Annotated in this window: 19 protein-coding genes; 8 read left to right on the top strand and 11 right to left on the bottom strand. The window is 51.7% G+C overall.

Features of this window, described 5'->3' with window-relative positions; translation table 11 throughout:
* Window positions 1–34 precede the first annotated feature (34 nt).
* Entirely contained in the window at window positions 35–1105 is a 1071-nt protein-coding gene (gene dadX / locus IV04_RS06560; RefSeq protein ID WP_037398985.1) for a catabolic alanine racemase DadX, read from the top strand.
* 16 nt (window positions 1106–1121) lie between these two features.
* Here dadX and IV04_RS06555 read toward each other — a convergent pair whose 3' ends face one another.
* From IV04_RS06555 to yeaG, 4 genes are all read right to left on the bottom strand, one after another.
* A complete protein-coding gene (locus tag IV04_RS06555) occupies window positions 1122–1682 on the bottom strand; it encodes a 3'-5' exonuclease (RefSeq protein ID WP_037398988.1) in 561 nt (186 codons plus the stop codon).
* A gap of 340 nt (window positions 1683–2022) precedes the next feature.
* The gene (locus IV04_RS25090) at window positions 2023–2199 is read right to left on the bottom strand and encodes a GhoT/OrtT family toxin (RefSeq protein WP_037398990.1); all 177 of its coding nucleotides are present in this window, start codon (window positions 2197–2199) and stop codon (window positions 2023–2025) included.
* A gap of 169 nt (window positions 2200–2368) precedes the next feature.
* Entirely contained in the window at window positions 2369–3640 is a 1272-nt protein-coding gene (locus tag IV04_RS06545) for a YeaH/YhbH family protein (RefSeq protein ID WP_037398993.1), read from the bottom strand.
* A 172-nt stretch (window positions 3641–3812) separates the two neighbouring features.
* Window positions 3813–5747 (bottom strand): protein kinase YeaG, encoded by a 1935-nt coding sequence (yeaG, locus tag IV04_RS06540; protein ID WP_037398995.1) that lies wholly within the window; start codon window positions 5745–5747, stop codon window positions 3813–3815.
* Window positions 5748–6236: 489 nt separating this feature from the next.
* On the opposite strand from yeaG, the gene IV04_RS06535 reads away from it, so the two are divergent.
* Window positions 6237–6941, top strand: coding sequence for a MipA/OmpV family protein (locus tag IV04_RS06535; RefSeq protein ID WP_037399996.1), 705 nt, complete (start codon window positions 6237–6239; stop codon window positions 6939–6941).
* A 95-nt stretch (window positions 6942–7036) separates the two neighbouring features.
* Here the strand turns inward: IV04_RS06535 and IV04_RS06530 are convergent, their stop codons facing one another.
* Both IV04_RS06530 and gapA read right to left on the bottom strand, forming a co-directional pair.
* On the bottom strand, window positions 7037–7912 hold the full coding sequence (locus tag IV04_RS06530) for a D-hexose-6-phosphate mutarotase (RefSeq protein WP_037398997.1): 876 nt from the start codon (window positions 7910–7912) through the stop codon (window positions 7037–7039).
* A gap of 85 nt (window positions 7913–7997) precedes the next feature.
* Complete coding sequence (gene gapA, locus IV04_RS06525) at window positions 7998–8993, bottom strand: glyceraldehyde-3-phosphate dehydrogenase (RefSeq protein WP_037398998.1); 996 nt, start codon at window positions 8991–8993, stop codon at window positions 7998–8000.
* A gap of 346 nt (window positions 8994–9339) precedes the next feature.
* Between gapA and msrB the strand changes: the two genes are divergently transcribed.
* The gene (msrB, locus tag IV04_RS06520) at window positions 9340–9753 is read left to right on the top strand and encodes a peptide-methionine (R)-S-oxide reductase MsrB (protein WP_037399001.1); all 414 of its coding nucleotides are present in this window, start codon (window positions 9340–9342) and stop codon (window positions 9751–9753) included.
* A gap of 64 nt (window positions 9754–9817) precedes the next feature.
* On the top strand, window positions 9818–10090 hold the full coding sequence (locus IV04_RS06515) for a YeaC family protein (protein ID WP_037399002.1): 273 nt from the start codon (window positions 9818–9820) through the stop codon (window positions 10088–10090).
* A gap of 1 nt (window position 10091) precedes the next feature.
* Here the strand turns inward: IV04_RS06515 and pncA are convergent, their stop codons facing one another.
* The 3 genes from pncA to sppA form a co-directional block, all read right to left on the bottom strand.
* Window positions 10092–10724: a bifunctional nicotinamidase/pyrazinamidase gene (gene pncA, locus IV04_RS06510; RefSeq protein ID WP_037399005.1), complete on the bottom strand. Its 633-nt coding sequence runs from the start codon at window positions 10722–10724 to the stop codon at window positions 10092–10094.
* 17 nt (window positions 10725–10741) lie between these two features.
* Window positions 10742–11758, bottom strand: a complete 1017-nt coding sequence (gene ansA, locus IV04_RS06505) for an asparaginase (protein ID WP_037399007.1) — start codon at window positions 11756–11758, stop codon at window positions 10742–10744.
* 81 nt (window positions 11759–11839) lie between these two features.
* Complete coding sequence (gene sppA / locus IV04_RS06500) at window positions 11840–13693, bottom strand: signal peptide peptidase SppA (protein ID WP_037399009.1); 1854 nt, start codon at window positions 13691–13693, stop codon at window positions 11840–11842.
* A gap of 159 nt (window positions 13694–13852) precedes the next feature.
* On the opposite strand from sppA, the gene IV04_RS06495 reads away from it, so the two are divergent.
* From IV04_RS06495 to IV04_RS06480, 4 genes are all read left to right on the top strand, one after another.
* A complete protein-coding gene (locus tag IV04_RS06495; protein ID WP_037399011.1) occupies window positions 13853–14404 on the top strand; it encodes an NAD(P)H nitroreductase in 552 nt (183 codons plus the stop codon).
* 242 nt (window positions 14405–14646) lie between these two features.
* Window positions 14647–15690 carry a selenide, water dikinase SelD gene (gene selD, locus IV04_RS06490; protein WP_037399014.1) on the top strand — a complete coding sequence of 348 codons (1044 nt, stop codon included), beginning with the start codon at window positions 14647–14649 and terminating at the stop codon, window positions 15688–15690.
* Window positions 15691–15698: 8 nt separating this feature from the next.
* Window positions 15699–16808, top strand: coding sequence for a tRNA 2-selenouridine(34) synthase MnmH (mnmH, locus tag IV04_RS06485; RefSeq protein WP_037399999.1), 1110 nt, complete (start codon window positions 15699–15701; stop codon window positions 16806–16808).
* Window positions 16808–18733 carry a DNA topoisomerase III gene (locus tag IV04_RS06480; protein ID WP_037399017.1) on the top strand — a complete coding sequence of 642 codons (1926 nt, stop codon included), beginning with the start codon at window positions 16808–16810 and terminating at the stop codon, window positions 18731–18733. Before mnmH ends, IV04_RS06480 begins: the two co-directional genes overlap by 1 nt.
* A gap of 29 nt (window positions 18734–18762) precedes the next feature.
* Here the strand turns inward: IV04_RS06480 and IV04_RS06475 are convergent, their stop codons facing one another.
* Together IV04_RS06475 and xthA are read right to left on the bottom strand one after the other, a co-directional pair.
* Complete coding sequence (locus IV04_RS06475; RefSeq protein ID WP_037399020.1) at window positions 18763–19164, bottom strand: pyrimidine (deoxy)nucleoside triphosphate diphosphatase; 402 nt, start codon at window positions 19162–19164, stop codon at window positions 18763–18765.
* Window positions 19165–19212: 48 nt separating this feature from the next.
* A complete protein-coding gene (xthA, locus tag IV04_RS06470; protein ID WP_037399022.1) occupies window positions 19213–20019 on the bottom strand; it encodes an exodeoxyribonuclease III in 807 nt (268 codons plus the stop codon).
* Between the last annotated feature and the right edge of the window lie 77 nt (window positions 20020–20096).

Genomic DNA, 20096 nt, shown 5'->3' with positions numbered 1-20096 from the left:
GTGGCCGCCGCCATGAGGCCAAAAGGAAAACCCCATGCCCCGCCCGATTATCGCTACGCTGCATTTAGACGCTTTTACAAACAATTTACAGGTGGCCCGCCGTTATGCCCCCGGAGCAAAAGTCTGGTCGGTTGTTAAAGCTAATGCCTATGGGCATGGCCTGAAAAATGTCTGGCGCAGCATGGCACAAACGGATGGCTTTGCCTTGCTTGATCTGGCTGAAGCTGTGCTGTTACGTGAATCAGGCTGGAATGGCCCGATTCTGCTGTTGGAAGGTTTTTTCCAGCCAGAAGATTTACAGTTGATTGATCGCTATCGCTTGGTGACTGCCGTGAACAGCGACTGGCAACTTCAGGCAATTGTTGAAGCTCGTCTGCAAGCGCCTTTAGATGTTTACCTAAAACTGAATAGTGGTATGAATCGTTTGGGGTTTGCTCCAGAACGTTTTCACAGCGTTTGGCTGAAAGCGCAGGAACTGCGCAATATTGCTTCGCTGACGCTGATGAGCCACTTTGCCACTGCCGACAGCGACGAGGGGGTTGTGCAACAGATGGCCACAATCGAGCGTGCGACTGCGGCTATCTCGTTACCACGGTGCCTGGCGAACTCGGCAGCCACTTTGTGGCACCCAACGACTCATGGCTCTTGGGTCAGACCAGGCATTATTCTTTATGGTGCCTCGCCAACAGGGCAATGGCACGACGTTGCTGATATCGGCCTGCAACCGGCGATGACGCTCAGCAGTGAAATCATCGGTATTCAAAACTTAAAGCAGGGTGACCGGGTGGGTTATAGTGGCCGTTATACTGCGACTGGGCCGCAGCGCATTGGTATTGTGGCCTGTGGTTATGCCGATGGTTATCCACGCCATGCACCCAACGCTACGCCAGTGTGGGTCGATGGGGTACTGACGGGCACATTGGGTAGCGTTTCGATGGATATGATGATGGTGGATCTGACACCTTGCCCGCTGGCGACAATCGGTACGCCAGTGGAATTGTGGGGGCGGAATCTGCCGGTGGACGATGTTGCAAGCGTCGCTGGCACGTTGGGTTATGAGTTACTGACCGGGTTGGCGGCGCGGGTCACTATTAACGCGGTTTGAAAGACATTTGGCAGCCTCAAGCCGACGGTGTTTTGCGGTAATAGAGTGCGGAGATCGCGTCAGCAACGTAACGAGCCTGATGTTTTGCATCATCTAATGCGCGATGGGGCGTGCCTTCGAAGGGGCGCGCTTTCTTCGGATTGAAGCCGTGTAATTCTGCCAACGTAACGATAGTTCGTACATCCTGCGTATCCCAGAAATTCCAGGGGCAGGGTATGTCGAACTGGTTGAAGGCGTGCTCCAGGATCGTACAGTCGAACTCTTTACCGTTGCCCCATACCTTCACCTTATCGGTGCTGTGCATATGAATAAAGTGCTTTAGGTTGGTCAAGACGCGCTTGAGGCTGTCTGTTCCACCGAAGGCCAATTTGCGTGCCTCGTCAGACTGTTTTGCCCACCAGGCAATGGTAGCAAGGTTGAACGTGCGCCCCGGTTGTTCTTGCTGGCTGTTGACCGTGGCTTCAAATTCAGCGCCCAACTTACCGGTTTTAGGATCAAAAAAGACTGCCGCAACGACCAAAATCACTGCACTGGGTGTTACGTCAAGCGTTTCAATGTCTAACATCAGGTGATGCATTGGGGGGCTCCCGCCGTGGTATAGGTACCCTAATGGTACACCAAACCTGGTCAGGGAGTGTAAATTGGCCGGTGTGGTGTTTACTTTGAAATAGGCGAAAACCACTGAGGCAGAGTATGATATTTATTGTCCTTACGTTGTGTTGGTAGCTAGCATTGAGAACATTTATCTTTATTCTATGCATGGTCGGTTATTTGCTGGTACTCGGTTACCTTGGCGTTTTTGTCTTCGACAAAGTCTGCGAGAAATCCAGCAACTTCAGCAAGATCTGCCGCATGGTAGACATCTCGGAACCTCATATTCAAAAGTAAAAATAACGCGGAAGGCGGGTTTGATATTGTTAAAATAGAGCAAATAGCAGTACGACAGGCAGGCTCAATGGCCACGTCAGGCCGATGGTTACAGCGCTTATGCACCGAATTTTAATGCTATCCTTGCTGACCAGATAGGTAAAAACCATAGAAATTAACAGGCCAATCAAATAAAAGTATTGCGTTGCTACCCACAGCGATGACATGAAACCGATCCCAGTTGTTTTTTCAGCCGCGTATTCTAGGGGCGTAGACCGCGACAAGCAACGGTTTGTCGTGCAGATCCTGTGAAGGCGATTTTACTCAAGCAACCCTCGCAAAAATGAAATCAGCCAGAAACCGAAGTTATCTGGCTGATTAAGATCAAGATTGGTTTTACGCTGTCTGCTTACGGAATAGCTCCCGGAATACCGGATAAATATCCTCTTGCTCGCGGATGTGCTGCATGGCGAAGTTTTCAAACGTTGCCTGCAGGTTTTCATATTCGCGCCACAGCGTTTGATGGGCGCGGCGGGTGATTTCAATGTAGCTGTAATAACGTACCATGGGCAGGATTTTGTTTGCCAACAGTTCGTGGCACAGAGGGGAATCGTCCGCCCAGTTGTCCCCATCCGAAGCCTGCGCCGCATAGATATTCCACTGGGCGGGATCGTAGCGCTCCTCAACCACTTCCGCCATCAGTTTCAACGCGCTGGAAACAATGGTGCCGCCGGTTTCCTGCGAGTAGAAAAATTCCTGCTCATCCACTTCTTTGGCCTGCGTATGGTGGCGGATGTAAACCACCTCGACGTTTTTATAAGTCCGGCTCAGGAACAGATAGAGCAGAATATAGAAGCGTTTGGCCATATCTTTTGTGGCCTGATCCATGGAACCAGAAACGTCCATCAGGCAGAACATCACCGCCTGGCTGGAAGGTTCTGGGCGTCGCTCATAATTTTTGTAACGCAGATCGAAAGTGTCGATAAAAGGTACGCTGGAGATCTTTTTGCGCAATTCGGCAATTTCTTTACGCAGGCGTTCCTCTTCCAGCAGTTGTACCGGCTCAGTGTTTTCCAACTGGGCGAGGGTATCCTCAAGCTCATGCAATGCCCGACGTTTACCGGCGGTCATGGCGGTTCGCCGCGCCAGTGAGTTCTGCAGCGAACGCACAACGCTGATATTGGCAGGCACACCGTTTGCGGTGTAACCGGCGCGATGAGTTTTGTATTCGGTTAACTGCTTATATTGATTCTTTTTCAGGTTTGGCAGGGCCAAATCTTCAAATAACAGATCGAGATACTCGTCTTTAGAAATCTGGAAAACAAATTCGTCTTCACCGTCACCATCCTGGCTGGCGTTACCTTGGCCGCTACCACCGCCGCCACCGCCACCTTGAGGGCGCTCAATGCGGTCATTTTGCACAAAGTGATCGTTGCCTGGATGAACACGATGATGTGTTCCGCCGCGCCCCTGATGAAACATCGGTTCGTTGATATCACCAGAGGGAATCGAAACGGATTCTCCGCTGTCTACGTCGGTGACCGAACGTTTATTGATGGCTTCGGCGATCGACTGTTTGATTTGCGACTTATAACGGCGCAAGAAACGCTGGCGATTCACCATGCTCTTGTTTTTGCCATTCAGCCGTCGGTCAATGAAATAGGCCATAGTTCCCCCAAACGACGTTGCCAACTTTCGTACCCTGCCTTTTCTCGTCGCAGTACCGCGAGCCTGTGCATTAACCCCAGTCATTCATCCATAGATGACTGGGGGCACTGGCTTGCTGCTTTCCTGCAGCTCGAACTGCCTCGGGCCGATAACGCTAAATCTGTATTAGACGTTATGAGGATTTTCTTACCCGCAGGTACCATTCGCACAGCAGGCGAACCTGTTTGCGGGTATAGCCTTTCTCCATCATACGGTCGACGAAGTCGTCGTGTTTCTTTTGCTCATCCGTTGAGGTTTTAGCATTGAAGGAAATAACGGGCAGCAACTCTTCGGTATTCGAGAACATTTTCTTCTCGATAACCGTCCGCAGCTTCTCGTAACTGGTCCAGTTCGGGTTCCGGCCACTGTTATTGGCACGGGCACGCAGAACAAAGTTAACGATCTCGTTACGGAAATCTTTCGGGTTGCTGATGCCCGCCGGTTTTTCGATTTTCTCCAGTTCTGCGTTCAATGATTCACGGTCGAACAACTGACCGGTATCTGGGTCACGGTACTCCTGATCCTGGATCCAGAAGTCTGCATAGGTCACGTAGCGATCAAAAATATTCTGGCCGTATTCGGAGTAAGACTCCAGGTAAGCGGTCTGGATCTCCTTGCCGATAAATTCGGCGTATTTTGGAATCAGGTAACCTTTCAGGTGCTCCAGGTATTTTTCAGCCTGATCTTGCGGGAACTGCTCGCGCTCGATCTGCTGCTCCAACACGTAGAACAGATGAACCGGGTTCGCGGCCACTTCAGCATGATCGAAGTTGAACACCCGAGACAGAATTTTGAAGGCGAAACGGGTTGAAAGACCGTTCATCCCTTCATCCACCCCGGCATAGTCGCGATACTCCTGATACGACTTGGCCTTCGGATCGGTATCTTTCAGGCTTTCGCCGTCATAGACCCGCATCTTCGAGTAAATACTCGAGTTTTCTGGTTCTTTCAGCCGTGAGAGCACGGTAAAGCGAGCCAGCGTTTCCAGTGTGCCAGGGGCGCACGGAGCGTGGGTCAGCTCACTGTGATCCAGCAGTTTGTCGTAGATTTTGATCTCTTCCGAAACTCGCAGGCAGTAAGGCACCTTGACGATGTAAACACGGTCGAGGAAAGCCTCGTTGTTTTTGTTGTTACGGAAGGTTACCCATTCCGATTCATTCGAGTGCGCGAGGATAATGCCGCTGAACGGCAGGGCAGAGATCCCCTCGGTACCGTTGTAGTTACCTTCCTGGGTGGCAGTCAGCAGAGGATGCAGCACTTTAATCGGTGCTTTAAACATCTCGACGAACTCCATGATCCCCTGGTTGGCTCGGCACAGAGCACCGGAGTAACCATAGGCATCGGGGTCGTTCTGCGCGTGGTTTTCCAGTTTGCGGATATCCACTTTACCTACCAGTGCAGAAATATCCTGGTTGTTTTCATCGCCCGGCTCGGTTTTGGCGATGGCGATCTGTTCCAGTATGGAAGGGCGCACCTTCACAACTTTGAACTTGGTGATGTCACCACCGAACTCATGCAGACGTTTCGCCGCCCACGGCGACATGATGGTGCCGAGATAACGCGTTGGGATGTTGTATTCTTTCTCCAGAATATTGGCATCCTCCTGCGGGTTAAACAGGCACAACGGATGATCGTTGACCGGGCTGCGTTCACCGTTGGCGCTCAGGGTGTAAATAGGCACACGTTGCATCAGCGCTTTCAAACGCTCTGCCAATGACGATTTACCACCACCCACTGGGCCCAACAGGTAAAGGATCTGTTTTTTCTCTTCGAGGCCTTGAGCGGCGTGTTTCAGGTAGGAAACTATCTGTTCGATAGCTTCTTCCATACCGTAGAATTCCTCAAATGCCGGATAGCGAGCGATCACTCTGTTAGAGAACAGGCGTGACATGCGAGATTCAAGCGCGGTGTCCACCATGACTGGTTCACCGATAGCCATGAGCAGACGTTCCGCTGCATTGGCATATGCACTGCGATCTTGCCGGCAGATGGTAAGAAATTCCTGCAGTGTGAACTCTTCGTCCTTGGCAGCTTCGTAGCGCTGGCGATAGTGGTCAAATATGTTCATGGCGATGCCCGTCCTTTCGTTATTAGCACAGGTTAAAGGGAGCGCTGGTGTTTATATTCTGGCTCCCGAAAGAGAGAAGTTATATCTGAGTACAGCAACTCGTATGCCAACTTGGTGCGCTTATTATCGCGAGTTGCGCTTGTATGCCACTGAGCTCAGTATAAATTCACCTTCTGATTTAAGCGTAGTTGCATACTGAAAAATTTCCTGCCTGAAAAAAGCTTTTTTAAGTCATTTCAATGACTCAGTTATTGCCATCAGCCCAAATGCCTTATCTGGCGCGGGTTGTAGCAAAATCACCTACGGCTATACGGTTAAAAATTCTTATTTTTGTTCTAAGTTATTCGATTTTGGTCATTTTATATTGTAAAAATTCGACAGATGGTTACATTTTCACATAAACTAGATTCAATCATCTACTTTGTCATTTATGGAAAAGAACCAGTGAAGATATCTCATTTCAAAACGCTCTCCATTATTGCTGCTGCAATGGTTTGTGCGCAAAATGCTCAAGCCGGAAACTGGTCTCTTGGCGCAGGCGCGTTGATTACGCCAGAGCCTTATCGTGGCTATCAGACACGCGTTTATCCGGTGCCTATCATTAATTATGAGGATGATAATTTCTATTTTCGCAGCCTGACTGCGGGTTATTACCTGTGGAATGATCGGCAGAACCAATTGAGTATTATGGCGTACTACCTGCCTCAGCATTTCAAACCTGGCGACAGCGACGACGAGCGCATGAAACTCTTGGACAAACGCCGTAGCACGCTGATGGCTGGGCTGACGTATTCACATAATGCCGAGTGGGGGACTATCCGTACGGTATTATCCGCAGATACGCTGAATAATAGTAATGGCGTACTGGCTGATGTGACATACCTCCATCGTTTCATGCTGGATAGCTGGACGCTGGTGCCAGGTATCGGTATAACCTGGAGCAGCAAGAATCAAACAGATTATTACTATGGCGTTAGTGATAATGAATCTCGCCGCAGTGGGCTGGACAGCTATACGGCAGGTAACAGTTTTGCGCCTTATGTGGAATTGACTGCGAATTACCGGTTCACTCCAAGTTGGAGCGCATTTATGACGGGGCGTTATATCAGCCTGTCTAACGAAGTTAAAGATAGTCCGATGGTTGATAACTCGTATACGGCTATTTTGCTTACCGGGGTCAGTTACAAGTTTTAAGCCTGTGTGCACGATAGTTGTGCATGATGTGCACTAAAAAGGGGCGTTATCGCCCCTTTTGCTCTTCTGTGGTGCATTAGATGCCGCAAGGAGTTTTAACCGTTTTTGCGGGTACGCAGCGTCACTGCCAAGCGGGCAGGTTGCTCAGCTGCCGCAACCAATGGCGTGGTTACACGCCCTGTCTCTACGCAGACCATGGTTTTGTAACCCTCGTCTGGCATATCTACCATTTTGGCAGAGAGTTCTGCTCCTGGGTTCCAGGCGATCACATCGCTCATATGCTGGTGATTAACTTCGATTGTACGCTGTAAGGCCGGATCGTTAATCACGCTGCGGGTGGCTGGTTGGGTATAGACCCGATCGGTCTGGCCGACAAAGACCAAGTCTCCCACCTGACGAGCGTCAGCGATATGTGCCACCTTATCAATATAGTGCTCACCCAGGCCAGCCACGCTGATGCGAGTGATGTCGCCAATATTGAAATAAGTGTGCAATGCGGCGGTGGCTTGATAATCGCCATGTGACTCCAGCTCGATTTCACATTTTTCACCCAGCTTGAAACGGGCGATTAGCGTAAAGGCATGCGGCCAGAGGGCATGCGTTTTTTCGCTATCCTGCAGCGTGAAAGTCAGGATCACTCCATTTTCATCTTCATCATGAGCGGTCAGAGCCCAAGGCTGATTGCGGGCGAAACCATGGGATGGCGTGCCAGCGGTGCCAAACCAGGGCCAACAAATTGGAATGCCACCACGGATCGCGACGCCTTCTTTGAAGGGGGTATTATCGCTCAACCAGAGCACGGGTTCATCGCCAGTGGGTTGCCAGGCCAGCAAATGTGCTCCCTGCAAGGTAATGGCTGCACGTACTTTAGGGTGGCTAACTACCACGACTGGCAATTCATCTAACTGCCTTTGGCTGATAACGGAGGTGATTTGCTCGGTAACGGGTAGGGTAAAGATTTTATCGTACACGTAAATTGCCTTTTTTCGCCGCAAGAAACCAGTAAAAAGGGCGACAATAATGTCGCCCTCGTAATCAACTACACATTACACCAAATTATTTGGAGATGTGAGAGATCAGGTCCAGTACTTTGTTAGAGTAACCTGTTTCGTTATCGTACCAAGAAACCAGTTTCACAAAAGTGTCGCTCAGAGCGATACCGGCTTTAGCATCGAATACAGAAGTCAGTTTTTCGCCGTTGAAATCGGTAGAAACCACTTCGTCTTCGGTGTAGCCCAGTACTCCTTTCAGCTCGCCTTCAGAAGCGGCTTTAATGGCAGCACAGATTTCTTTGTAAGAAGCTGGTTTTGCCAGACGGGCGGTCAGGTCAACCACAGAAACGTTCGGAGTAGGAACGCGGAACGCCATACCAGTCAGTTTGCCGTTCAGTTCTGGGATAACTTTACCTACAGCTTTAGCTGCACCGGTAGAAGAAGGGATGATGTTCTGTGCTGCGCCACGGCCGCCGCGCCAATCTTTGTGAGACGGGCCATCAACGGTTTTCTGAGTTGCAGTTGTTGCGTGAACCGTGGTCATCAGCGCTTCAACGATACCGAACTTGTCGTTGATCACTTTTGCCAGTGGTGCCAGGCAGTTGGTGGTGCAAGAAGCGTTAGAAACGATCTCTTGGCCAGCGTAAGACTTGTGGTTTACACCCATAACGAACATCGGGGTGTCATCTTTGGATGGGCCAGTCAGAACAACTTTCTTGGCACCTGCAGTGATGTGTTTACGCGCAGTTTCGTCGGTCAGGAACAGACCCGTTGCTTCGGCAACAACGTCAACGTTGACTTCGTTCCACTTCAGGTTAGCCGGATCTCTTTCTGAGGTACAACGGATGGTTTTGCCGTTAACAACCAGATGGCCGTCTTTAACTTCCACAGTACCGTTGAAACGGCCATGGGTTGAGTCGTACTTGAGCATGTAAGCCATGTACTCTGCGTCTAACAGATCGTTGATTGCAACGATTTCAATGTCAGAACGCTCTTGAGCAGCACGGAAAACAATGCGACCGATACGGCCAAAACCGTTGATACCTACTTTGATAGTCATATATTCCACCAGCTATTTGTTAGTGAATAAAAGGTTGATTGTAAAATTACAAAAACCTTACCGAGCGTCAAGCGGAATCGTGTCAATTCTTGCGGCAAGTCAAACCCGAGGCCCGGTTTTGCACGCTTATTGCACATTCCATGTACATTTGCCCTTATGATATATGGGGGCAAACGGTTTAGTATAAAGTCTGCACGTGCGATATATGCGACATTGATCACACATGGCGGCGGTTTAACCTCTGTGGCGTAAAGTTTAGGTCAAAAACCCCTGCAGTGTTGTTAATTTTTTGTTATTATTAGCCATTGTTTTCGTTGACATTATCGACATTCCGGGAATCGCACAAATGGCTAAAGAGACAACCTCAAATCAACCAGCCACGGAACTGAATGAAATCCAACGCTATGTGACGCAGGAGCGTGGCACAGAAGCGCCGTATTCAGGCAAGTTGCTGCACAATAAACGTGAAGGGGTATACCACTGTTTGTGCTGCAATGCACCGCTGTTTTACTCCGACAGCAAGTATGATTCTGGTTGCGGATGGCCCAGTTTTTACCAGCCGGTTACTGATGATGCCATTCTTTATCTTGATGATAACTCTCATAATATGCAGCGAGTCGAGATTCGCTGCGGCCACTGCGATGCGCATCTGGGGCATGTGTTTCCAGACGGCCCGCAGCCAACGGGAGAACGCTACTGCGTTAACTCGGCCTCATTGAGTTTCACTGACGGTGAGAGTGGCGAGAAAACGGCGGGTTAAGTTGTAAGTTGATCAACAAAATCGATTCAGCTAATTATTCATCTTTGAGTGAGGAAACGCATTGATGGAAGTAAAAGATTTGATTGCTGCCATGACGCCAGAAATTTATCAGCGGCTGGTGCAGGCGGTGGAGTTGGGTAAATGGCCAGATGGCGTTGCGCTGACGCCGCAACAGAAAGAGCATAGCTTGCAGGCCGTCATGTTATGGCAGTCAATGCACAATGCCGATCCGCAACATATGAGTATTGGTACGGATGGGCAGATTGTGATGAAAAGCAAGCAGGAATTAAAACAGCAATTTGTTGCCGAGCCTTTGGCGAGGCTGAAACCGCAGTAACTCAGCGGTTAATGAACTGTGACAGTGTAACCAACTGTGCGCCTGCCTGTTGCATTTCTAGTAATGCCTGCTGACTATCTTCTGGCTGCAGGTTAACGCCTCTGCATCCTTCCGTGATCACCATCGTCTGATAACCGAGATGCAGGGCGTCCAGCACGCTGAATTTCACGCAATAATCCGTTGCCAGCCCCATCAGCGCGAGATGCGTAATCCCCTGGGATTTTAGCCAATTATCGAGAGCGGTCTGTGTGCGGCGGCCATTATCAAAGAACGCGCTGTAACTGTCGATGCTGGGGTTTTCACCTTTACGGAACACCGCCGTGAGAGCTTGTTGGTTCAGCTGTGGATGAAATGCGGCTCCAGAGGTGCCTTGAACGCAGTGTACCGGCCACCAGACCTGCGTTAATCCTTCTAGTTCCCCGATTGTGCCGGGCTGCGCGTGAGAATTCACCGCAAAGCTGCGATGATCGGCTGGGTGCCAATCCTGGCTGGCAATCACCATTTCATGCCGGGCCAGGCAGGCGTCGATCGCCTGATTGGCAATAGCAATCGTCTGATCGCCTTCGGTAACCGGCAGCGCGCCGCCGGGGCAAAAGTCGTTTTGCAAATCAATCAAGAGCAGGGCAGTTTTCATTTCAGCTCCGAGTTGGGCTAGCCCGCAGGGCTCAATTCGCCGCGCAGATCCTGCTGCATCTGGTCGCGGATTTCTTCTGGTGTTAAGGGTTGGCTCAACAGGTAATGCAGTTTGGTTAAAGCTGCCTCTACCGTCATATCAAAGCCACTGATAACGCCAGCATGGGCCAGAGCATTGCCGGTGGCATATCCCCCCATGTTGACACGGCCTGAGATACACTGGGTCAGGTTGACCACTACGATGCCACGAGCCGAAGCATCGCGCAATTCATCCACCAACTCCGCTTTTTGCGGCGCGTTGCCAACCCCATAAGATCGCAAAATCAGCGCTTTTACCGGTTGTAGCAAGAAGTTACGCACCACTGCACCGGAAATCCCAGGGTAGATGGTCACCACGCCGATCGGTTGCGGCGTGATGTTATGTACTAACAGATCGCCATTACAGACCGGTGAAGCAATACCGGTTTGGCGGCGGATATGGATCCCGGCCTCCAACAGCGGGGGCAGATTTGGTGAGGCAAAAGCGTCAAAACCGTCGGCGTGGGCCTTGGTTGTGCGATTACCACGAAACAGTTTGTTGTTGAAAAACAGACTGACTTCATTGACTGGGTGATGAGCCGCCAGATACAGCGCATTCAGCAGGTTGGTTTGGCCGTCAGAGCGTAATTCTGCCAAAGGAATCTGTGACCCTGTCACAATAACCGGTTTATCCAGATTCTCCAGCATGAACGACAGCGCAGAGGCAGTGAAAGCCATGGTATCAGTGCCATGCAGGATGACAAAGCCGTCGTACCGGTCGTAATTCTGTTTAATATCATCGGCAATATGTTGCCAGTCTTCTGGCGTCATATCAGAAGAGTCGATCAGCGGGACATATTCATGAATGGTGAAGTCCGGCATTTCCGGGCGATGAAATTCGGGCATTTGTGACAGTTGGCGCTGCAGATGGCCAGAAACCGGGATATAACCGTGCTCGGAGCGCTGCATCCCGATAGTCCCACCGGTATAGGCGACATAAATGGATTTCTTGTGCATAGCGTGAATCTTAATCGATTTCAGATGAGCTGAATTATAGGGGGAAAAAGCCCGGCTGATACCGGGCTGGAAATTAATAAGTTAACGCACTTCGCCGCAGCTCAGGCAGATAGCATAGCGGTGCTGCGGATCGTTCAGATTACTGAACATCCCAGGTTGCTCTTTCACCGCTAAAGCGAAGGAGGTGAGCGGCGCTGGCAGCATTGATTGGATAGCAGCGGGCAACATCGCATGGATGGAGACGCCAAACTGGCTGAGCAGCAGATCCGTCAGGCTTGGGCTATCCACGAACCAGTTAAGTTGCCACTGAGACAATTTGGCGAGTTCGGCTGCTTTCTTCACCGCATCATCAAAATCACCCAGTTGATCAACCAAACCATTTTTCTTGGCGTCATTGCCAATCCAGACGCGGCCTTGAGCAATCTGATCAACCTGTTCTGGCGTCATTTTGCGTGCTTTCGCCACCAGATTGATAAAGTTCTTGTAGCCGTTCTCGACGTTCAATTGCATCATTTGCGAGAATTCTGCAGGCAAAGCTTTGGTGACGGTGAGATCGGCCAGTGGAGAAGTGGCGACCCCGTCAGTATGCACACCAATGCTCTCAAGCGTGTTCTCAAAAGTGTTGATGATACCAAAGATGCCGATGGAACCAGTGAGGGTGCTCGGGCTGGCAATAATGTAATCGGCTGGTGTCGAAACCCAGTAGCCACCTGAAGCGGCCATCCCCCCCATGGAGACGACCACCGGTTTCCCGGCTGCTCTTACTGCGGCCAGCTCGGAGCGGATCACTTCAGATGCGCTTACGCTGCCACCTGGGCTGTTCACACGAAAGACCAGCGCTTTGACTTTAGGATCCAGACGCGCCTGCCGCAGTTGTTCGGCAACGCTATCGCCACCCACGCTGCCTGGGGTTTGTTGGCCATCCATGATCGCGCCGTTGGCGAAGATGACGGCGATCTCACCGCCCTGTTCCAGCGTTGGTTTGGGTTGATAATCGTAGATGCTGATCGCATTGAAATTATTGGTCTGCTTGTCCCAGCCGAAGGTCTTGACTAATTGTTCCTCAATCACGGTGCGAGAGGCCAACTCATCAACTTGCTTGCTGTCCAGTGCGAACCTGGCCGTATCGCCCCCTGTAGCTTGCAGGCCACTGAGGATCGCCGCTGCTCCTGGGAACAGTTGCTCTGGTGTCAGTTGGCGGTTGGCTGCCACGGTATTCAGGTAGTTTTGCCACAATCCACCTACCCAGAGTTTGTCGGCATCGCGGGCTTCTGGGGACATATCGTCGCGGATCAGGGGTTCCACGGCGGATTTATACGTCCCAACCCGGAAAATGTTTGTCGTCACCTTCAACATGTCCAACAAGGATTTGTAGTACAGATTGTTGGTCGCAAAGCCGTGAAGATCGACCACGCCTTGTGGTGACAGATAGATTTTATTCGCGTAGCTAGCCAGATAATACTGCGTCTGGTTGTAGCTATCGCCAACGGCAAAGATCGGTTTACCGCTGTCACGGAATTCGCGTAGCGCCTTGCCAATATATTGCAATGAAGGTTGATCGGCGCCAGCGAAGTCATTCAACTGCAACACCATACCCGTAATGTTCTGATCGTCTTTGGCCTTGCGGATGGAGTCGACCAGATCAAAGAGCGAATTTTCCTGCAGACGATTGCTGGAAGCACCCAGCAGTTCGCGGCCCCACTGACGAAAGCGGCTGTTCACTGAGGGTTGATCAACCACGACACCGCTGAGATTCACCAGTAACGCCCCACGTGGCGTTGTTGCCGGTGGGCTGCCCTGGAGAGAAAGATAGATACCGGCCCCAATCAGGATCAGCATAATCAAGAACAAATTCAGGATAAATTCCCTGATGAAATTTAGCAGACGCCATGTCCACCTGAACAAGCCGGTAACGAATCGCCACAATGTGCGCATGTGCTCTCCAACGAAAGTCGAGAATGTCCCGCTATCCTAATGAGCGGCCAACGAAATGTCAGCTTTAAATCGTGAGTCATCTACAGTATTGCAGAGCTGTCACTCCCCGTAGAGCTATGTTAACGTGCTCCAAATGAAAATTGTTATCAGGAGTTTATAATGGATGCGCTGGATCTTTTACTGAATCGCCGCTCGGCGTCACGGTTGGTGGCTCCCGCGCCAACGGGTGAAGTGCGCCAGAATATTATCAACGCCGGGTTACGAGCTCCCGATCATGGCGCATTGCAGCCATGGCGTTTTGTGCTGATTGAGAATCAGGGGCTAGAGCGTTTCAGTACGTTGCTCCAGGCCGCTGCAAGACATGATGAGCTTGATGATGCCGCCGTTGAGAAAGCCAAACAGGCACCGTTCCGCGCACCGCTGATTATCACCGTGGTGGCGCATTGCAGCGACAATCCTAAGGTTCCGCGCTGGGAGCAGGTGATCTCTGCGGGCTGTGCCGTGCAGGCGATGCAGATGGCGGCATTGGCACAAGGGTTCAATGGTATCTGGCGTACAGGTGCCTGGACGGAACACCCACTGGTGCGTGAGGCTTTCGCTTGCCGCGAGCAGGACGAGATTGTGGGCTTCCTCTATCTTGGTACCCCGCAGTTGAAAGCAGCCGCTAAAGTTGTGCCCCCAGACAGTAGTTCTTTCGTCAGCTATTTTTGATCCAACCCGCCGGATGTTGGCAGAAAATGCGCAATATCCCGCAGTTTTGTACTGTTTATGAGCAGGCTCTACGCATAATGCCAGCCTGCTCTTATCAATCCCCTCGGCAAGCGTTACCCTATAGCCACATTACTTGGAGCTTGCCGGTGAATTAACCTCGTCACCACCCCAGCAGCTTCGAGCAATAAGGGTATATCCCTCATTGTGATATTCTGAAGCTTATTACTCAAAGGGAGTGGGCTATGACATCGTCGGCTATCCGTTTAACCCAGTACAGCCATGGCGCTGGCTGTGGCTGCAAGATCTCACCGAAAGTTCTCGAAACGATACTGCACAGCGAGCAGGAAAAGTTTGTTGATCCGCGTTTATTGGTGGGCAACGAAACGCGTGATGATGCGGCGGTGTACGACATTGGCAATGGCGTTGGCATTATCAGCACCACGGATTTCTTCATGCCGATTGTGGATAACCCGTTTGATTTTGGCCGTATTGCCGCCACCAATGCTATCAGCGATGTCTATGCGATGGGCGGTAAGCCGATTATGGCGATTGCCATTCTGGGCTGGCCGATCGCTACGCTGCCTGCAGAAGTGGCGCAGCAGGTGATTGATGGTGGGCGCTATGCTTGCCAGCAGGCGGGTATCGCTTTGGCGGGTGGTCATTCGATCGACGCGCCTGAGCCGATCTTCGGTTTGGCTGTGACCGGCATTGTCAGTACCGAGCGGGTGAAGAAGAACAGCGCAGCGCAGGCGGGAACGAAATTATTCCTCACCAAGCCATTGGGTATTGGGGTGCTGACAACGGCTGAGAAGAAAAGCAAACTGTTGCCGGAACATCAAGGGCTGGCCACGCAGGTGATGTGTCAGTTGAATAAGCCCGGCGCGGATTTTGCCGATGTGGCGGGTGTCACTGCGATGACCGACGTAACCGGTTTTGGGCTATTGGGGCACCTTAGCGAAATGTGCCAGGGGTCTGGGCTACAGGCAACGGTGTGGTTTGATCGGGTGCCGAAACTCCCTGATATCGAACGCTATATCAGCGAGGGCTGTGTGCCGGGTGGAACAGGCCGTAACTTCGACAGCTATGGTCACCTGGTTGGTGCCATGAGTGACCTGCAACGCCAGCTACTGTGCGATCCGCAGACTTCTGGTGGCTTACTGCTGGCCGTGTTGCCGGAGGCCGAAGCTGAGGTGCAGGCGATTGCTGCGCGCCATGGCATCACGCTGGATGCGATTGGTGAATTGCAGGCCGCACAGCCGGGTAAACCGCTGATTGAGGTTGTCTAGTGTTAACTATGCAGACTCGGCAGGATACGGATGATTATCGGCATATTTTTCTGCACGATGTGCCACTGATTGATGTGCGTGCTCCCGTAGAATTTCAGCAAGGGGCATTCCCCGGTGCGATCAATCTGCCATTGATGAATGACAGTGAACGTCAGGCGGTGGGCACCTGTTACAAGCAGCAGGGCCAGCAAGCGGCGGTTGCTCTTGGGCATCGTTTGGTCAGTGGTCAACTGCGTGAACAACGCACCCAGGCCTGGATCGCGCAATGTGCGCAACAACCTCAAGGGTATATTTACTGCTTCCGTGGTGGGCTGCGTTCACAGTTGGTGCAGCAATGGTTACGCGACGCTGGCGTGGATTATCCACGCGTCATTGGCGGTTATAAAGCGCTGCGCACCTTCTTGCTGGAGACGCTTGAGGCTTGCTCCGCGCTGCCAATGGTGGTGGTCGGGGGCAATACCGGTTGCGGCAAAACATTGCTGATCAATGAACTGGCAGCAGGTATTGATCTCGAAGGTATTGCTCATCATCGCGGCTCCTCCTTTGGCCGAACGTTGGTGGAGCAGCAGTCGCAGATTGATTTTGAAAACAGCCTGGCCGTGAGGATGTTGAAAAAGCGGCATGCGGGTTGCCATCATTGGGTGTTGGAGGATGAAAGCCGGATCATTGGTTCCAACAACCTGCCATTGGCGCTGTTCAACGGGATGCAGCAAGCGCCTTTAGTGGTGATCGACGATCCGTTTGAGGTGCGTCTGGCTCGTCTGCAGGCGGAATATATCGATCAGATGCGTATTGCTTTTGAACAGGCTTATGGCGCGCAGGAAGGTTGGCCGAAATACGTGGAGTATTTGCATCAGGGGCTGTTTGGCATTCGCCGCCGCTTGGGATCAGAACGTTTTCAGCAACTGACACAATGGCTTGAGTCAGCACTACAGGTGCAGCAAACCAGCGGCAACAGCGATGCGCACCAGCTATGGCTGGTGCCGTTGTTGCAGCACTATTACGATCCTATGTATCGCTATCAGCTAGAGAAGAAAGCACAGCGGGTGATTTTCCGTGGTAACTATGCCGAAGTTAGAGAATTCCTGATGACGTACAGCCAGAATAACGGTGAATAATGCGACTGTTTATTGCCGAAAAACCGAGTTTGGCGCGCGCCATTGCTGATGTTTTGCCGAAACCGCACCGTCGGGGAGAGGGGTTTATTGCCTGTGGCAGTAACGATGTGGTGACCTGGTGCGTCGGCCACCTATTGGAACAGGCGCAGCCGGATGCTTACGACAGCCGCTATGCGCGCTGGTCGCTGGCGGATCTGCCGATTATTCCCCAGAAATGGTTGTTGCAACCGCGCCCATCGGTCAGTAAACAGTTAAATGCGATAAAAAGGCTGCTGACGGAAGCGGATGAAGTGGTTCACGCAGGTGACCCGGATCGCGAAGGGCAGTTGCTGGTCGATGAAGTGCTGGATTATCTGGCGTTGACGCCAGAAAAACGCCACAGCGTGCGCCGTTGTCTGATCAACGATCTTAACCCACAGGCGGTGGAACGGGCTATTGAGCGGTTACGTGATAACCGCGAATTCATTCCGCTGTGCGTTTCTGCATTGGCACGTGCCCGCGCCGACTGGCTGTATGGCATCAATATGACCCGCGCTTATACGCTTTTAGGGCGTAATGCGGGTTATGACGGGGTGCTCTCGGTCGGGCGAGTACAAACACCGGTCTTAGGGTTGGTGGTGCGGCGTGACGAAGAGATTGAAAACTTCGTGCCGAAAGATTTCTTTGAAGTGAAAGCGCATATCGTTACGCCAAAAGAGGAGCGTTTTGTCGCTTTGTGGCAGCCGAGTGATTCCTGTGAGCCTTACCAGGATGAAGAAGGGCGCTTGCTGCATCGTCCGCTGGCTGAGCACGTGGTTAAGCGTATTGAAGGCCAACCCGCGCGGGTCACTTCCTATAATGATAAACGGGAATCAGATACGGCTCCGTTGCCGTTTTCCCTTTCTACGCTGCAAATTGAAGCTGCCAAGCGTTTTAACCTCAGTGCCCAGCAGGTGTTGGATATCTGCCAGCGTTTGTACGAAACCCATAAGCTGATTACCTACCCGCGTTCCGACTGCCGTTACCTGCCAGAGGAGCATTTCGCCGGGCGACATGCGGTGTTGAACGCGATTAGCGTGCATCAGCCCGATCTCTATCCACAACCGGTTATCGACAGCGAGCGCCGCAATCGTTGTTGGGACGATAAAAAAGTGGATGCGCACCACGCGATTATTCCAACCGCCCGAGCCAGCAAAGTTAACCTGAGCCATGACGAACAGAAAGTTTATGGGCTGGTTGCCCGCCAGTACCTGATGCAGTTCTGCCCGGATGCGATGTTCCGTAAGTGCGTGATCGAGCTGGATATCGCAGGTGGAAAGTTTGTCGCCAAGGCACGTTTCCTGGCGGAAGCCGGGTGGCGCACTCTGCTGGGGAGTAAGGAGCGTGATGAAGAAAACGAAGGTGCGCCATTGCCCGTCGTGGCTAAAGATGATGAGTTGCTGTGCGAACGTGGCGAAGTGGTTGAGCGCCAGACTCAGCCGCCACGGCCATTTACCGATGCCAGTTTGCTCTCTGCCATGACCGGAATTGCGCGTTTTGTACAGGACAAAGAATTAAAGAAAATCTTGCGTGCGACCGATGGCTTAGGCACGGAAGCGACGCGTGCAGGCATAATCGAGTTACTGTTCAAGCGGGCATTTCTCTATAAGAAAGGGCGCTATATCCACTCCAGCGAGACAGGTCGCGCGTTGATTCACTCTCTGCCGGATCTGGCGGCACGGCCTGATATGACGGCGCAATGGGAGGCACGTCTTACGCAGATCAGTGAGAAGTCCTGCCGCTATCAGGACTTTATGCAACCGTTGGAGGGTACTCTGCAAGAACTGATTTATCAGGCCAAGCAAAACCGATCCAGCTTGGCATTCCGTGGTTTACCACCTTCATCTGCAGCAGGGGCGAAGAAGCGCAAAAAGAGCGCGCCTAAAGCGCATGTGAAAGGTGATTGACGCTTCTGTCTAGGGGCTTGGTCGCCCCTTTATTTATTAGGTCGGAAGGTGGCGATATAGCTTTCCAGCAGCGGTACATCTGCGGGGGCTAAACGGTAGTTACGCGCCTGCAGCGGCGTGACCCAGGCAAAAGCTGAATGACAGTGCTGTTGCAATTCACCACGGTAGGTCGCGACATGCCAGGCATGTAAACGAATCATTCTATCGTTTTGCTGCCACTGAGTGCTGGCAACGTACTGACCCACGTTAGCGATGATACCTAACTCTTCCTGCAGTTCGCGGGCAAGCGCTTGTGGCTGATCTTCATTAAGTTCAACCTTACCACCGGGAAACTCCCACAGGCCGGCTTGATCGCTGCTGCTATCGCGTTGAGCGAGTAGAATCCTGCCGTCTTTTTCAATAATAGCGGCAACAACATCAATGATTTTCATGCGGATTATCAAGCCAGCCCCGTTGTTACAACGGGGCGAAAAAGTTAATTACAGCGCAAATTCAGCCCAAACCGGCGCATGGTCGGAAGGCTTTTCCATGCCGCGGATCTGATAATCAATCCCCGTCGCCTTGCAGTGTGCCGCGAGCTTAGTGCTGGCCAGTAACAGATCGATACGCAACCCACGGTTTTCATCAAAGCCGCGCGAACGGTAATCAAACCATGAGAACTCATCGCTGCGCTCTGGATTGGCGTGACGATAGGTGTCCACTAGGCCCCAGTCTAACAGGCGGCCCATCCATTCACGTTCTTCTGGCAGGAAGGAACACTTGCCAGTGCGTAGCCAGCGCTTGCGGCTCTCTTCACCGATACCAATATCAAGGTCGCTTGGGCTGATATTCATATCACCCATGATCAAGACCGGCGATTCAGCCGAAAGCTGTTGTTCCAAATAACTTTGCAGATCCTGATAGAAACGGTTTTTGGCCGGGAATTTGATCGGATGGTCACGGCTTTCTCCCTGCGGAAAATAGCCATTAATCACGGTTAACGTTCCCTGCGGCGTCGCCAGGTCGGCCATAATGATGCGGCGTTGGGCATCCTCTTCGTCAGTAGGAAATCCCCGGCGTACCTCAAGCGGTTTGTCTTTGGTCAGCAGAGCGACACCATAGTGGCCTTTTTGCCCATGATAGAAAACGTGATAACCGTGCTGGCTCACTTCTTCCAGCGGAAACATCTCGTCGTGAACTTTTGTTTCCTGCAGACCAATCACATCAGGTTGATGCTGTTCAATAATGGCGGCCAATTGATGCGGACGTGCACGCAGTCCATTGATATTAAAAGAGACAAACTTCATGAGCGATGCCGTTTTTATCAGAAAAATGTGTTCAGATAGTAGCAGAGTTTGGCAGGAAAAGTAACGCGGACCAGCGG

This window comes from Serratia sp. Ag1 (assembly GCF_000743355.1).
Lineage (GTDB): Bacteria > Pseudomonadota > Gammaproteobacteria > Enterobacterales > Enterobacteriaceae > Chania.
Note: the sequence above shows the minus strand (reverse complement) of the source record. Positions and strands in the feature narration are given on the sequence as shown.